This is a genomic window from Kribbella sp. NPDC104218, from assembly GCF_055584105.1.
The window spans coordinates 22488-37706 of the sequence record NZ_JBVJMQ010000005.1 but is presented as its reverse complement, the minus strand read 5'-3'; the positions used below and the strand labels follow the sequence as shown (position 1 = coordinate 37706).

Genomic DNA, 15219 nt, shown 5'->3' with positions numbered 1-15219 from the left:
AGCGCCTCTCGCGATCCACGGTCAACAACGCGGACCACCCTAGCCTGCAAGCGCAACCTCACCCCGCGACACCTGCGTCACCATTACGTCACACCACGTACAGTCACGGGCTTCAGAAGCCCACCGCGTTGTACGGAGCACGGTCCGGCCGTAGCAACGCGTCCAGACGGGACACTGCGCCGCTGGTGTGCTCCTGCACGCATCCGGCGTCCCGGAGCTCGGTCGCACGGACGCCGCCGAGGTAGAGCGACCCCAGCTCGTTGGTCGACAGGCTCAGATCGGGCTCCCGGGAGATGGGGTTGCAGGTGGCACCTGCCGGGTCAGCGTCCGGCTGCCAGGTCTTTCCGTCGATCTCCAGCACCAGCGCGTCAGATGCGGCGTACGTACGGGCCTCCAGCGCTCGCTGGACGTCGAGGATGCGCAGCCAGAGGTTGTCGCGCGTCCGGGTCAGCTTGAGGGCCCGTGAGTTCTTCAGCATCCAGCGCAGCGGCTCGTCGACCGGGCGGCGTCCGGCTACTACGCGTTTGGTGAGGTCGAAATCGAGCAGCAGGCCCCAGAGGGCGCGGTAGGCGTCGTGGGTGAGGGCTTCGAACGCCTCTACCTGCAGCTCACCGGCGTACTCCGGGTCTGGTGACCAGGGCAGTCGGAAGATCGCAGCGCCGTCCACCTCACCTGCTGCGTCACGGTGGACGAGGTGGTGGGCGCGGCCGGAGCCATCTGCCGGCAGCTCGTCCAAGCTCGACCATCGGCCAGGTAGTGGGCTGATTTCGCCTACTCGAACCGCGCGGGCGCGTTCGTGGAGTACTGGCCACAGTGCGGACGCCGCGGCGGCGTCCACGAGCTCCAGCGCGCCCGGGTCGTCATGCGGCCGGCTGAAGACGGCGTCCGTACGCCGAACCTCCCACCGGTGCGCGAAGGTCGCCGGTGCGAAGCCGTAGCGGCCGTAGATGGTCGCCTCACTCGCACTGAGCCCAGCGACGAACTCACCGCGCTCACGGCAGTCGTCGAGCATCGCACCCATGATCTGGCGCAGCAGACCGCGTCGTCGGTACGTCGGGAGCACCGCGGTCGCCGTGACACCGCCCATCGGAACCTGACGACCACCGGGCAGGGTGAGCTCAACCGACACGATCGCCGAGCCACCCGCGATCTTGCCGTCGACGAACGCAGCCTGCGGGCGGAACCCCTCCCTGAGCAAACCCTCGGCGTAACGCTCCACCTCAGCAGGCGCGGCCGGGCTCTGCGGTGACCACGCCGCGCGCCCGGCGTACCAGGCCGCCGGCTCTGGCTCCTCCTGCGGGAAACCGTTCACGTACGGCAACACCCGCAAGTACTCCACAGCCTCGGCCCGGGTAATCGGCCGGATCTCGATCGTCATAGGAACTGTCTAGACGGTCCGATCCAGCCGGTCACCCGAATTAACCCTCAGCTACATACTCGCGATGAGCTTCTCGACGCGCTCGTCGTGGGAACGCCCCACCGCCCCTTCACATACTTGCGATGAGCTTCTCGACGCGTTCGTCGGGGGAACGCCCCACCGCCCCGCCTTCCCTTCACATACTCGCGATGAGCTTCTCGACGCGTTCGTCATGGGACTTGAAGGGGTCCTTGCACAGCACGGTTCGTTGCGCCTGGTCGTTCAGCTTGAGGTGCACCCAGTCGACGGTGAAGTCGCGGCGACGCTCCTGCGCGCGCTTGATGAACTCGCCGCGCAGCCGGGCCCGCGTCGTCTGCGGCGGCACCGACTTGGCCTCGAAGACCCGCAGGTCGTCGACGACGCGAGTGACCGCGCCCTTGCGCTCGAGCAGGTAGTACAGCCCGCGCGGCCGGTGGATGTCGTGGTAGGCGAGGTCGAGCTGCGCGACCCGCGGGCTGGCCAGGCCGAGGTTGTTCTGCTGGCGGTAGCGCTCGATCAGCCGGTACTTGATCACCCAGTCGATCTCACGCTCGATCCCGGACAGGTCACCGGACTCGATCGCCTTCAGGCAGCGCTCCCACAGGTTCAGCGCGCGCTCGACGGCCGGCGTCCCCAGCTCGCGGCGGTCGACGAAGTCCCGCGCCTTGGTCAGGTACTCCGTCTGGATGTCGAGCGCACTCGCCTCACGCCCGTTCGCCAGCCGGACCTCGCGGCGCCCGGTCATGTCGTGGCTGATCTCGCGGATCGCCCGGATCGGGTTGTCCAGCGTCAGGTCGCGCATGACGATACCGGCCTCGATCATCCGCAGGACCAGGTCCGTGCTGGCGACCTTCAGCAGCATCGTGGTCTCGGACATGTTCGAGTCGCCGACGATCACGTGCAGCCGGCGGAAGCGCTCGGCGTCCGCGTGCGGCTCGTCACGGGTGTTGATGATCGGCCGGGACCGCGTCGTCGCGCTGGAGACGCCCTCCCAGATGTGCTCGGCCCGCTGGCTCACCGAGTACACCGCGCCCCGCGGCGTCTGCAGCACCTTGCCGGCCCCGCAGATCAGCTGCCGGGTGACCAGGAACGGGATCAGCACGTCGGCGAGCTTCGCGAAGTCGCCGTGCCGGCTGACCAGGTAGTTCTCGTGGCAGCCGTAGCTGTTCCCCGCCGAGTCGGTGTTGTTCTTGAACAGGTAGACGTCGCCGAAGATGCCCTCGTCGTGCAGCCGCTTCTGCGCATCGACCAGCAGGCCCTCCAGAATCCGCTCACCGGCCTTGTCGTGCGCGATCAGGTCGGTGACCGAGTCGCACTCGCCGGTGGCGTACTCCGGGTGGGAGCCCACGTCGAGGTAGAGCCGCGCCCCGTTGCGGAGGAACACATTGCTGCTCCGCCCCCAGGACACAACCCGCCGAAACAGGTACCGCGCCACCTCGTCAGGGGTCAGTCGGCGCTGACCGCGAAAGGTACACGTGACGCCGTACTCGTTCTCCAGACCGAAGATTCGCCGGTTCACATCCCCCACACTACGTCGCACCTCCGACAACCGTGCGCTGTCTCAGGCGCGCCGCCCGTCGGCGTTACCCCTTTGATGTCATCGGCACCGGACCGCCCCCACTCACCAACTCGCGCCGACAGGTGTTTTCGGCGCGCGGCTGAGCGGGCGCGGCAGCTACTCCGCGGTGTTGGTGAGTGGCGGACGTCCGGGCTAGAGATCAACCAGGTCGAGGAGCTGGCCGAGCTCCTTCTGGTCGAGCTCGCGGAGGTCGCCGGTGTGCAGGTTGCCGCGGCGGACCGGGCCGATGGCGGTGCGGGTCAGGCGTTTGACCGGGTGGCCGATCTCGTCGAACATCCGGCGGACGATGCGGTTGCGGCCCTCGTGCAGGGTGATCTGGATGAGGGTGCGGCCGCGGATACTGGAGATCTCCTTGACGGTGTCGGCCTGGGCCGGTCCGTCCTCCAGCTTGACGCCGTCGAGCAGGCGGCGCAGCGTTCCCGGTTTGACGTTGCCTTCGACCTCGGCGACGTACGTCTTGGAAACCTCGTACGACGGATGCGCGAGCCGGTGCGCGAACTCACCGTGGTTGGTCAGGAGGAGTAGACCCTCGGTGTCGGTGTCGAGGCGGCCGATGTGGAAGAGGCGCTCGGGGCGGTCCTGCACGAAGTCCGCGATGCACGAGCGTCCTTGCGGGTCGGCCATTGTCGTCACCACACCGCGCGGCTTGTTCAGCACCAGGTACACATGCGCACTCGTCGGCGGAATCCGCTCCCCGTCCACCCGAATCACCGAAACCGCCGGATCAACCCGAGTCCCGAACTCCGTCACCACAGCGCCGTCCACCTCAACCCGGCCCTGCTCGATCAACAGCTCCGCATTCCGCCGGCTGGCAACCCCCGCCTGCGCCAACGCCTTCTGCAGCCGAATGCCCTCGTCCTCAACCACGCCGCTCCCCATCACCCTCCGCGGCGATCTCCTCCGCCGTCCGGTCGTACGGATACCACCGACTACGCACCTCACCCACGCCACCCGACTGCGAACCGCCATCCCCAGCCCCACCAGCGCCACCAGACGCCAGCTCCCCATCAACTACAGAGCCGCCCGCAGCCGACTCGTCCTCCACGCCGCCTGACTCCGGAACGCCGAACTCGGACCCACCAGCGTCACCGGACACCGGCTCCTCGTCAGCTACAGAGCTGCCCTCGGCGACATCCCCCTCCTCGACCGACTCGCCCTCCGCGACAGCCGACTGCGCGACGCCGAACTCGGATCCGCCAGCCTCGCCGGACTCCGGCTCTTCGTGAGGTGTGGAGCTGCCCTCGGCGGCGTCCACCTCCTCGGAGTCCTCGTCCTCCGCGATAGCTGGCTGCGGGACGTCGTACTCGGACTCGCCAGCGCGGTCGGACTCCGGCTCCTCGTCAGCTGCGGAGCTGCCCTCGGCGGCATCCACCTCCCCCGCCGACTCGTCCTCCACGCCGCCTGACTCCGGAACGCCGAACTCGGACCCACCAGCGTCACCGGACTCCGGCTCCTCGTCAGCTACGGAGCTGCTCTCGGCGGCGTCCACCTCCCCGGCCGACTCGTCTTCGGTGACGGCTGGCTGTGGGGGGCCGGCGGTGGCGCCGTATTCGGATTCGTCGTCCTCGTCGTCGTCCTGGGGTGGGGACTGGGGTTCGGGGGCGAGGTCGTTCTCGAGGGGGCCGGGGGCTTCTTCGGGTTCGGCGGGTGGGGTGGGCGCTTCGGGGGCGGACTGGGCGGCCAGCTCTTCCTCGATGTCGTCCATGTCGGGGAGGTAGGGGGCGAGCTCGGGGAGGTCGTCGAGGGACTGCATGCCCATCCGCTCGAGGAAGTAGGTGGTCGTGCGGTAGAGCGTCGCCTGGGACTCCGTGTCCGCACCGGCCTCCTCGACCAGACCGCGGGCGATCAGCGTGCGCATGACGCCGTCGACGTTCACTCCACGGATGGCGGACACGCGCGCGCGGCTGACCGGTTGCTTGTACGCGACAACCGAAAGCGTCTCCAGCGCGGCCTGAGTCAGCCGCGCCTGCTGCCCGTCCAGAACAAACCGCTCGACGTACACAGCAGCCTCAGGCCGCGTGTAGTACCGCCAGCCCCCGCCAATCTCCCGCAGGTCGAACCCACGCCCCTGCTCGCCGTACTCCGCCGACAACTCCGCCAGCGCCCCCGACACATCCGCCGTCGGACGCCCCACCGCCCGCGCCAACGTCAACACCGGCAACGGCTCATCCGTCACCATCAAAATCGCCTCGAGCGCCCGCCGCATGGTGGCGTCATCAACAACCACCTCATCCCCCACCGGCACCTCAGTCTGCCCCGGCGCCAAGTAATCCTCATCCACCCCACCCACTACATCCGCAGTCGCGACAGCCTCGCCGTCCGCACCCACGCTGGCCTGCCCGGCGACGTCCACACCCGGTACGTCGGCGTCCACACCCGCAGTCGCGGCAGCCTCCTCGGCGTCCGCGCCGACCACATCACCGCCACCCGCCTCGGGGTTGGGCGCATCAGCAGTCCCCACGTCACCGCCGGTCAGCTGGGAGTCGGCACCAGTCGTGTGCTCGGCGTCCACATCCCCGACAGTCTGCTCGGCGTCCGCATCCCCGCCGGTCTGCTCGGCGGCGTCCACATCCGGTACGCCGGCGTCCACACCCGCAGTCGCAGCAGCCTCCCCGGCATCCGCTCCAACTACATCACCGCCACCCGCCTCGGAGTTGGGCGCGTCAGCAGTCCCCGCGTCACCGGCAGTCAGCTGGGAGTCGGCACCGGCCGCGTGCTCGGCATCCGCATCTGCGCCTTCGGTGTGCTCGGCGTCCACATCCCCGGCAGTCTGCTCGGCGTCCACACCCGGTACGCCAGCGTCCACACCCGCGGCCGCGGCCGCGACAGCCTCCTCGGCGTCCACTCCGACCACATCACCGCCACCCGCCTCGGGGTTGGGCGCGTCAGCAGCCCCCGTGTCACCTGCAGTCAGCTGAGGGTCGGTGCCGGCCGCGTGCTCGGCGTCCGCATCTCCGGCGGTTTGCTCGACGTTCGCATCCGGGATGGGGTGTACGGCGTCGGCTGGGGCGCTTTGCTGGTTGGGGGTGGTGGGGTGGGTCACTGGGGCACCGTTTCGGGGGGTGATTCGGGCTGGGCGGGAGCCTCAGGGTCCTGGTGTTCGGTGTGGGAGTCGCCGGGTTCGAGGAAGGAGTCGTCGTCGGTGACCACGGGGGCTTCGCCGTCGTCGGCGGCGGGGAGGTTCTCTTCGTCGAACTCGTCGCTGACGGAGATGTCGCCCTCGTCGGTGCCGGTCCAGCGGATGGTCAGCTCGCCCAGGGGGGTGACCTGGTCGAAGGAGACGTCGGCGGAGCGGAAGAGCTCGAGGAGGGCGAGGAAGCGGCAGACCGTGGTGACGGTGTCCGGTGAGTCGGAGACGAGCATCCGGAACGTCGTACTGCGCTGGCGGCGCAGCCGGTCGACGATGACGAGGGCCTGCTCGCGGACGGTGACCGCCGGCGCGTGCAGGTGGGCGAGCGAGACGCCCTCGGGGATGTTGTCCTTCGGCGCCAGCGCCTTCGCGGCGAGCGCGGCCAGGCCGGCCGGGTCGATGCCGAGCAGCACCTCCGGCAGCAGCTCCGCGAACCGCGGCTCGACGCCGACGGCGCGCGGGAATCGCTTGCCCTCCTGCGCCATCCGCTCCTGGACGAGCGCCGCGATCTGCTTGAAGGCGCGGTACTGCAGCAGCCGCGCGAACAGCAGGTCCCGCGCTTCGAGCAGCGCGAGGTCCTCGTCGTCCTCGACCTCGCCCTTGGGCAGCAACCGCGCCGCCTTCAGGTCGAGCAGCGTCGCCGCGATCAGCAGGAACTCCGACGTCTGGTCGAGGTCCCACTCCGAGCCGAGCGCCTTGATGTGCGCGATGAAGTCGTCGGTGATGACGGACAGCGCGATCTCGGTGATGTCCAGCTTGTGCTTGCTGATCAACTGCAGCAACAGGTCGAACGGCCCGTCGAAGTTCTCCAGGTGAACCTCGAAACTCTTGCCCTCAGCAACAGTCGGGACGGCGTCGTCCACGGCTGGAACCTCAACAGGCAAGGGATCCGACACCGTCACTCCGAAGCCTTGAGCCGCCGTACCAGGACGGAGTCCGGCCCGTGGTCGACGAAGTCGGCCAGCAGGACGTCGATCGCCTCCCGGACGATCCGGCCGCGGTCCGCGCTGAGGCCGTGTTCGGCCCGCAGCGCCAGCCGCGCCTGTTCCAATCCGAGCAGCTCTTCTTCCGTCACGTACACGGTGATCTTCGTGTCGTGGCGGATCCGTCCACTGGACTTCCGGTCGTCGGCGACCGTCGTCCGGGACCGTACCGATGACGGTCCTTCTGTGGTGGTGCGCTTCTCGGGTCTGGTCTGCTGCGGTGCCGCACCCCCGAAGAGTTCACTGGCACCTGGCAGGCTCACCCGGCGGGACAACGCGCCAGCACCTCCTTGGCAAGATCGCGGTACTGCGTGGCCGCGGACGAGGACGGGGCGTACGTCGTGATCGGCTCGCCGACGACAGTCGTCTCGGGGAACTTCACGGTACGCCGGATGACGGTGTGGAAAACGCGCTCGTCGAAAGCCTGGACGACGCGGTCGAGCACCTCACGCGCGTGCGTGGTGCGCCCGTCGAACATGGTGCCGAGGATCCCGACGATCTCCAGTTTCGGGTTCAGCCGGTCCTGCACCTTGCCGATCGTGTCGGTCAGCATGGCCAGCCCGCGGAGCGCGAAGAACTCGCACTCCAGCGGGACGACGATCCCGTTCGACGCGGTCAGCGCGTTCACCGTGAGCAGACCGAGCGACGGAGCGCAGTCGATCAGAATCACGTCGTAGTTGGGGATGATCGGCTCGAGGACGCGCTGCAGCGTGTACTCGCGAGCGACCTCCTGGACCAGCTGGACCTCGGCCGCGGACAGGTCGATATTGGCCGGCAGCAGGTCGAGATTCGGCACCCGGGTCGCCTGGATCACCTCGGCGGGGGTGATGTCGCGCTGCATCAGCAGGTTGTAGACCGACAGCTCCAGATCGTGCGGCTGGACGCCGAGCCCGATCGAGGCCGACCCCTGCGGGTCGAAGTCGATCAGCAGCACCTTGCGGCCGGTCTCGGCGATCGCGGCGCCGAGGTTGATCGTGGTCGTCGTCTTACCGACGCCGCCCTTCTGGTTGCACATCGCGATCACCTGCGCCGGACCGGTTCGGGTCGGCGGCAAGGGCTCCGGCAGGTCCGGGACCGGACGGCCGGTCGGCCCGATCTTGCGCGGGCCGCTGGGATCGCTCACAGGTGCAAGGTCCTCCGCGGTGAGCTTGGCCGTCGGCCTCGGCATCGCCGCATAGTTGTCGGGTGGGGTCAGGTTCCGCTGGGGCGGCGGCGCGATCGGTTGCGCAGGCGTCGGCGGCTCGGAGCTCGGGTACTGCTCAGAGCCGTTGAACTGCTGCTCGGTGCCCGGGAATGTCGACTCGTTCATGACTCGCCAAACCTTTCAACCGATACGGGCGACGCTTGCGACTGTAAGCGTGCATTCAAGCACTCTCAAGCGGCCACTCCGCACCCGGGTCGAGTGGTTTTCCCTCGGCAATCCACGGTAGGCCGATCACCCCGGACTGGTGACCGACTGTGAGCAGATCATTGCACATCGCTTCGATCCGCCGTGCATCGGGTCCACCTTATGACGACAGCGCCCGCGGATGTGACGTCGCGTAGACCTCGCGGAGCTTGTCGACCGTCACCAGCGTGTAGACCTGGGTGGTGGTCACCGACGCGTGGCCGAGCAGCTCCTGCACCACGCGGACGTCGGCGCCGCCGTCCAGCAGATGGGTGGCGAACGAGTGCCGCAGTGTGTGCGGAGAGATCTCCTTCGCGATCCCGGCTCGTTGCGCCGCGCGTCGCAGTACGGTCCAGGCACTCTGGCGCGAGAGCCGGCCGCCACGTGCGTTGAGGAACAGGGCGTGCGTACCGCGCCCACGGGAGACCAGATCCGGCCGGCCACGTACCTGGTAGGCGGACAGCGCGTTCAGCGCATACGTGCCGACCGGTACTACCCGCTCCTTGCTGCCCTTACCGCGCAGCAGGACCGCACCGGCCTCCAGATCGATGTCGTCGACGTCGAGCCCGACAGCCTCCGAAATCCGCGCACCGGTCCCGTAGAGGAACTCCAGCAGCGCAGCGTCCCGCGTAGCGAGTACTGCGGGCTCCGCCTCGGCTCCTGCGGCCGCAGCGAGGATGCGGGTCACCTCATCGACCGACAGCGCCTTCGGCAGCCGCTGCGGCGGCGCCGGCGGTTTCACCGCGGCCGCAGGGTCGACCGCGGTGAGCCCTTCCCGCAGGCAGAACTTGTGGAATCCGCGCACCGCCACGACAGTCCGCCCCGCACTGGACGCCGTCAGCGGCGGGTGGTCCTCATCGCCTTCCCGCAACCGCATCAGGAAGTCGCTGACCACAGCCTCGGTGACCCGGCCGAGATCGTCGATCCCGGTCCCCGAGAGGTACGCGTCGTACCGGCGCAGGTCACGCCGGTACGACGCCAGAGTGTTCGCGGCGAGGCCGCGCTCCACCGTCAGGTGGTCCAAATAAGCGCCAACCGCACGGCTGACGCTCAGACCAGCACCTCGTCCAGCTTCAGCTGCGGCAGGTCGTGCGCCTCGGCGACCGGGCCGTAGGTGACGTGGCCGTCGAAGGTGTTCAGGCCCAGCGCCAGGCTGTGGTCGCTCTTCAGCGCCTCGCGCCAGCCCAGGTTGGCCAGCTCGATCGCGTACGGCAGCGTCACGTTGGTGAGCGCGTACGTCGACGTGTTCGGGACGGCGCCGGGCATGTTGGCGACGCAGTAGAACAGCGAGTTGTGCACCTGGTAGACCGGGTCCGCGTGGGTGGTCGGACGCGAGTCCTCGAAGCAGCCGCCCTGGTCGATCGCGATGTCGACGAGCACGCTGCCCGGCTTCATCCGGCTGACCAGCTCGTTGTCGATCAGCTTCGGCGCCTTCGCGCCCGGGACCAGCACGGCGCCGATGATCAGGTCGGCCTCGAGGGCCGCGCGCTCGATCTCGTAGGCGTTCGAGGCGATCGTCAGCAGGTGGCCCTGGTAGATCTGGTCGGCCTGGCGCAGCCGCGCGATGTTGCGGTCGAACAGCTGCACCTGGGCCTGCATGCCGAGCGCGATCGCGGCGGCGTTCATACCGGACACGCCGGCGCCGAGGATGACGACGCGGGCCGGGTGCGTGCCGGAGACACCGCCCAGCAGGACGCCGCGGCCACCGCCGCTGCGCATCAGGTGGTAGGCGCCGGACTGCGGCGCGAGCCGGCCCGCGACCTCGCTCATCGGCGCCAGCAACGGCAGCGACCCGTCCGGCAGCTGGACGGTCTCGTAGGCGATACCGGTCGTCCCGGAGGCCATCAGCGCGTCGGTGCACTCACGACTCGCGGCCAGGTGCAGGTAGGTGAACAGGACCTGGTCCTTGCGCATCCGGTGGTACTCCTCGGCCACCGGCTCCTTCACCTTCAGCACGAGCTCCGCCTCGGCCCAGACGTCGTCCGCGGTCGGCACGATCCGCGCGCCGGCGGCGACGAACTCCTCGTCGGGGATCAGCGATCCGCTGCCCGCGCTCTGCTCGATCAGAACCTCGTGACCGTTGCGCACGAACTCGTGCACCCCGGACGGCGTGATCGCCACCCGGTACTCGTGGTTCTTGACTTCCTTCGGAACTCCGACCTTCACTGCGTGTCCTTCTTTCACTTCCCGGTGTGCGGCTCACCTCGTTGTGTCCGCGACCCGGCACCGAGGGGACAGCCAGGTCGCTGCCGAGTGTATGCCCGTCGGGGCCATACCACCCGATCGGTTGGTCCCATCGGCTGGTGACTCGCGAGTAGGGCACCCGAACGGACCGTGATGGCAAGTCACCTTGACGTGACAACCATCATTGACGGGAGTGTGGCCTCGTCGGAGAGGATGACCCGACCCGTCCGCCCCGGGTCGCGCCTGGACAGTGGGATGACGAGAGGGGTACGACGTGGCGATCGAACTGGGACGGTTCGGGGTCTGGCACGGTGCGCAGCACTGGGGCCCGGAACTGGCCGCCGGTCTGGAAGCGGCCGGGTACGGCGCGCTGTGGCTGGGGTCCTCCCCGGACGCGGGGCTGCGCGATGCGGAGGTGTTGCTCGCCGCAACGAATTCGGTTGCCGTCGGCACCAGCGTGGTGAACATGTGGAAGTCGCCGGCGGCCGACGTGGCGGCGTCCTACCACCGGCTGGAAGACGCCGCTCCGGGGCGCTTCCTGCTCGGGGTCGGGATCGGGCACCCGGAGCACACGGCGGAGTACCGGTCGCCGTACGAGACGATCGTGAGCTATCTGGACGAGCTGGACGACGCGAAGGTCCCCGTCGAGCGACGGGCGCTGGCCGCGCTCGGTCCGAAGGTTCTGCACCTGGCCGGCACCAGAGCGACCGGAGCGCTGCCGTACCTGACCACCCCCGAGCACACCCGGGAGGCGCGCCGCGTCCTCGGAGGGGGCGTTCTGCTCGCGCCGGAGCAGAAGGTCGTCCTCGAGACCGACGAGGAGATCGCCCGGACCACAGCACGCGACTACCTCGCCACCTACCTGCAGCTGGACAACTACGTCGCCAACCTGAAGCGCCTCGGTTTCAACGACGACGACATCGCGGACGGCGGTAGCGACCGGCTGATCGACGCCCTGGTGCTGCACGGCTCCGCAGTAGAGGTCGCCGAGGGCCTACGAGCGCACCTGGACGCCGGCGCGGACCACGTGGCCATCCAACAGCTCGGACGCGAGGAAATCGACCTGCTGCCCGGCTACGAGGCCCTGGCGACCGTCCTGGCCTAACTGCTCACAACAACGTGAAGTCCTCGAAGTCGAACCCCGGGGACACCACACACGACACCAGCACCGCCTGATCCCCGGCCGGCCGCGCCGCCTGCCACGCCCCGGCCGGGATCACCACCTGCGGCTGCTCGCCCACCCGCACGTCGGGCCCCAGCGTCACCGCCACCGCACTCTCCGGCGACTCGCCGTACTCCAACGTCAACGGCCCACCCGAGTGCCACAACCAGATCTCCGCCGACCGCACCCGATGCCACCGCGACTCCTCCCCCACCCCCAACAAGAAGTAAATCGCCGTAGCACTGGCCCGTTCCCCGCCATACCCCTCCGGCTCGAACCCCACCCCGGACCGCCACGTCTCCCGATACCACCCACCCTCAGGATGCGCCTCTAGTCCCAGCAGTTCAGCAAGCTCCGGCTTCTCCATACCGCGATTCTCCGCCATGGAGCGGCCGGATGATTCGCCCGACGACGCGCTCCAGCGCGACGAACCCGGTCTGGCGCGAGTCGTAACTCACGTCCGGATTGTCGCCAAGCACCATCAGATGCCCGGCCGGCACCACCTGTCCAGCCGCTACTGCTCCCGCTGCCGCAGCCGGTACGGCGTCGCCCGCCACCGCCGCGACGCGCTTCACCAGCCACCGCTGCTCGTCCCGGCCGGACCGCGTCACCCGCGGTTCCACCAGGACAACCAGCTCTCCCACTCGCAGACCGGTCTGCGACCGGAGACGGCCCGCAAGCAGCCTGTCCCCGTTCAGCAGCGTCGGCTCCATACTCCGCCCGGAAACCGTGACCACGAACCGACTGCGAGCCAGTAGCCACACCCCCAGCCCTATACCCGCCGTCACGAGGACGGCGACAGCCCGCAGCCACCGGCCGGCCATCAGTCGCCCTCGCCCGCGCCGACGTAGTTCTGCGCCTGCAGGGCGAACATCCGGGCATAGCTGCCGTCTGCGGCCAGCAACGCCTCATGGCTCCCCAGCTCGGCAACCCGGCCGGCCTGGACGACGGCGATCCGGTCGGCGTTCCGGACCGAGCCGAGCCGGTGCGAGATCAGAACGCTGGTGCGGCCGGTTCGATGGCGGGTGATCCCACTGTGGATCTCGTGCTCCGCATCGGGGTCGAGACCGGCGGTCGGTTCGTCGAGGATCAGCAGGTCTCGTCCGCCGCGAACGAAGGCCCGGGCCAACGCCACCCGTTGCCACTGGCCGCCCGAGAGCAGTACGCCGGTCGCGGGATCTTCCTTGTCCTGCTGATCGACGTACATCCGCGACAACAACGTCGCGTATCCGCGCGGCAACGCCGTCAGCACCTCATCGATGCCGGCTTCGGCGGCCGCGGCCCGCATCTGCTCCCGGGGCGCGTCGTCGACGTCCTCGGCGCCGTCGACCAGTCCCAGCGCGATGTTCTCGGCGGCCGTCAGCTCGTAGCACATGAAGTCCTGAAGGACCGCTGCGATCCGCCGCCGCAGCTCCAGGACGTCGAGGGCGCGCAGATCGACGCCGTCCCACAGCACCGCGCCTCTGGTCGGGTCGTAGAACCGGCAGAGCAGCTTCACGATCGTGCTCTTCCCGGCGCCGTTGTGCCCGACCAGGGCCAATGACTGCCCGAACGGCACGAACAGGTCGACTCCGCGCAGTACCCAAGGGTGCTCCGGGCTGTAGCGGAACCACACGTCGCGGAACTCGATCCCGTGCCGCAACTCGGGAACTGGGACTGGATCGGCCGCGACCGCCAGGTCCGGCGAAATCTCGATCACCGCCTGATAGTGGCCGGACAGCAGCATCGCCTGGTACGCCGTCCCGACGCGGGCGACCAGCCCGAGCAGGGCCGCTTGGACGCCGGTGATCGCCGCAACCACGATGGCGACGTCACCAACCGTCAGCTGTCGTCCGTGTGCCTCGAGGACCGCCCAGGCCAGGCCTGCTCCGGCAATCACCGCGCCCAGCACGCCCAGCAGGCCTTGGACCATCAGATCGCGCTGATCCAGGCGCCGGCGGGCGGCCTGTGACCGGCCGAGTTCAGAAAGCATCCGGCGCCGGAACAGCCGGGAGAGCCCGAGCAACCGGAACTCCTGTGCGGCACGGAGGTCGGTCATCAGATGCCGGTAGAAGGCCTCGCGCCGCTCGACCGGACTGAGCCCGATCGCGACCGTGGCGCGGCGCCGTCCGAGCCTGATCTCGGCGATCAGGGCCGGCACCGCCCCGGCCAGCACAACCAGCGCCATCGCGGGATTCAGTGTCAGCAAGGTGACCAGTAGACCCACCGCGGTCAGCATCGCCTGTAGGCCGCCGATGACCGCATCCAGGATGATCCTCGGCCCGGAGTCGCTGTGCTGCTCCGCCATCCGCAGCCGGTCTCTGAAAGCGGGGCTCTCCAGCATCGCCAGCCCGGGCAGGCGGTCCAGGCCGGCGTACAGCTGCTCGCGGCCAAGCCAGCTGACCCGGCGGCCGATTTCAGCACCGAGAAAGCGGTTGAGCTCCGTCATCAGCCCGGCGACGACGGTTGCCGCGGCCAGGCCCCCGACCAGCAGCAGAAGAGGCCCCGCTGCCGTATTCCCGCTGACGAGCCGATCCAGGACCAGCTTGGTCAGCCACACCACGCCCACCGGCATCAAACCGGCCAGGACCGTGCTCAGGACGTAGCCCAGCAGCTGAACCGGACCGGACTTCCAGGCCAGGGTGAAGGAGCTGCTGACTGCCGTCCTCAGCTCGCGCCACGAAGCGGCCCACCCGCGGAGCCGCTCGGTCATCCGTGGCCGGCGGTCAACTGGTCGGCGCTGAACCCACTCGCCCGCACCCGTCCGCCGTCGAGTACGACCATGGTCGGCAACCCCTCGACACCGACAGCAGTGGCGACCGGACCCCGGTCGGGCTCGACGATCACCTGCGCGACTGGAGCGAGCGCGGCGACCAGATCCGCGAGGGCGGGCTCATCGCCTTGGACAACCGCGACGACACGGTCGCGGCCGAGTTTCTCGGCGTACGTCACGAATCCCGGCAGGTGCTCCGCGCAGGCGCTGCACCACGTCGAGAAGAACCCGACCGTCGCGCCTGCGGCGAGTGAGTCTCGCGAGACCTGCCGACCATCGATCGTCACCGCGGCGAAGTCAGCCACCACAGCGCCGGGCCGCGGTGTGCCGGAGGTGTCGGCGACACCCGAGCGGCGGTTCGTCAGGGCTTGATCGATCAGACCGGCATGCTGCCGTAGCCGGCGAATCACTCCGAGGGTCAGCAACAGGTCGAACAGAACCAAGATGCCGACGGCAACGACCGCGGCGGTCAGTACTGCCATTTGTGCTCCTCGCGCTCGTCCGGCCCGCCAGTCAGGCTAGAGCGGGAACGGCTCACCGGAGGCCGTTTCGACCCTGCTCGAATGGCCCACCGGATTATCGAGCCGATGCCCTCACGCGCTGCCTATCATCAGCCCGTTGGACCCCTCAACCGGTGCTAGCGAAG

14 protein-coding genes are annotated in these 15219 nt (G+C 69.0%); 1 reads left to right on the top strand and 13 read right to left on the bottom strand.

The features are described 5' to 3' along the window. Positions 1 to 112: 112 nt before the first annotated feature. From ACZ6ZD_RS33570 to ald, 9 genes are all read right to left on the bottom strand, one after another. Positions 113 to 1378 (bottom strand): GNAT family N-acetyltransferase, encoded by a 1266-nt coding sequence (locus ACZ6ZD_RS33570; protein WP_465678241.1) that lies wholly within the window; start codon positions 1376 to 1378, stop codon positions 113 to 115. A 175-nt stretch (positions 1379 to 1553) separates the two neighbouring features. Then, positions 1554 to 2915 carry a Pup--protein ligase gene (gene pafA, locus ACZ6ZD_RS33565; RefSeq protein ID WP_171677278.1) on the bottom strand — a complete coding sequence of 454 codons (1362 nt, stop codon included), beginning with the start codon at positions 2913 to 2915 and terminating at the stop codon, positions 1554 to 1556. A 192-nt stretch (positions 2916 to 3107) separates the two neighbouring features. Then, complete coding sequence (locus ACZ6ZD_RS33560; protein WP_465678240.1) at positions 3108 to 3842, bottom strand: pseudouridine synthase; 735 nt, start codon at positions 3840 to 3842, stop codon at positions 3108 to 3110. After that, entirely contained in the window at positions 3835 to 6018 is a 2184-nt protein-coding gene (gene scpB / locus ACZ6ZD_RS33555) for an SMC-Scp complex subunit ScpB (RefSeq protein ID WP_465678238.1), read from the bottom strand. The genes ACZ6ZD_RS33560 and scpB overlap by 8 nt, the downstream gene beginning before the upstream one ends. Continuing rightward, positions 6015 to 6968, bottom strand: a complete 954-nt coding sequence (locus tag ACZ6ZD_RS33550; protein ID WP_465678236.1) for a segregation and condensation protein A — start codon at positions 6966 to 6968, stop codon at positions 6015 to 6017. Before ACZ6ZD_RS33550 ends, scpB begins: the two co-directional genes overlap by 4 nt. A gap of 35 nt (positions 6969 to 7003) precedes the next feature. Further along, the gene (locus ACZ6ZD_RS33545; RefSeq protein WP_465678235.1) at positions 7004 to 7363 is read right to left on the bottom strand and encodes a hypothetical protein; all 360 of its coding nucleotides are present in this window, start codon (positions 7361 to 7363) and stop codon (positions 7004 to 7006) included. After that, positions 7348 to 8256 (bottom strand): ParA family protein, encoded by a 909-nt coding sequence (locus ACZ6ZD_RS33540; RefSeq protein WP_465678853.1) that lies wholly within the window; start codon positions 8254 to 8256, stop codon positions 7348 to 7350. Before ACZ6ZD_RS33540 ends, ACZ6ZD_RS33545 begins: the two co-directional genes overlap by 16 nt. A 340-nt stretch (positions 8257 to 8596) precedes the next feature. Then, the gene (gene xerD / locus ACZ6ZD_RS33535; RefSeq protein ID WP_465678852.1) at positions 8597 to 9529 is read right to left on the bottom strand and encodes a site-specific tyrosine recombinase XerD; all 933 of its coding nucleotides are present in this window, start codon (positions 9527 to 9529) and stop codon (positions 8597 to 8599) included. After that, positions 9526 to 10641 (bottom strand): alanine dehydrogenase, encoded by a 1116-nt coding sequence (gene ald / locus ACZ6ZD_RS33530; RefSeq protein WP_465678233.1) that lies wholly within the window; start codon positions 10639 to 10641, stop codon positions 9526 to 9528. The genes xerD and ald overlap by 4 nt, the downstream gene beginning before the upstream one ends. 292 nt (positions 10642 to 10933) lie before the next feature. Here ald and ACZ6ZD_RS33525 point away from each other — a divergent pair, with 292 nt between their 5' ends. Next, on the top strand, positions 10934 to 11764 hold the full coding sequence (locus ACZ6ZD_RS33525) for an LLM class F420-dependent oxidoreductase (RefSeq protein WP_465678231.1): 831 nt from the start codon (positions 10934 to 10936) through the stop codon (positions 11762 to 11764). Between the two features lie 4 nt (positions 11765 to 11768). Here the strand turns inward: ACZ6ZD_RS33525 and ACZ6ZD_RS33520 are convergent, their stop codons facing one another. The 4 genes from ACZ6ZD_RS33520 to ACZ6ZD_RS33505 are packed head-to-tail and all read right to left on the bottom strand — an operon-like array spanning position 11769 to position 15055. Beyond that, complete coding sequence (locus ACZ6ZD_RS33520) at positions 11769 to 12188, bottom strand: cupin domain-containing protein (RefSeq protein WP_465678229.1); 420 nt, start codon at positions 12186 to 12188, stop codon at positions 11769 to 11771. Next, positions 12166 to 12645, bottom strand: a complete 480-nt coding sequence (locus ACZ6ZD_RS33515) for a S26 family signal peptidase (RefSeq protein WP_465678228.1) — start codon at positions 12643 to 12645, stop codon at positions 12166 to 12168. The genes ACZ6ZD_RS33520 and ACZ6ZD_RS33515 overlap by 23 nt, the downstream gene beginning before the upstream one ends. Continuing rightward, the gene (locus tag ACZ6ZD_RS33510) at positions 12645 to 14513 is read right to left on the bottom strand and encodes an ABC transporter ATP-binding protein (protein ID WP_465678227.1); all 1869 of its coding nucleotides are present in this window, start codon (positions 14511 to 14513) and stop codon (positions 12645 to 12647) included. Before ACZ6ZD_RS33510 ends, ACZ6ZD_RS33515 begins: the two co-directional genes overlap by 1 nt. Next, positions 14510 to 15055, bottom strand: coding sequence for a TlpA family protein disulfide reductase (locus ACZ6ZD_RS33505; RefSeq protein ID WP_465678226.1), 546 nt, complete (start codon positions 15053 to 15055; stop codon positions 14510 to 14512). Before ACZ6ZD_RS33505 ends, ACZ6ZD_RS33510 begins: the two co-directional genes overlap by 4 nt. Positions 15056 to 15219 lie beyond the last annotated feature (164 nt).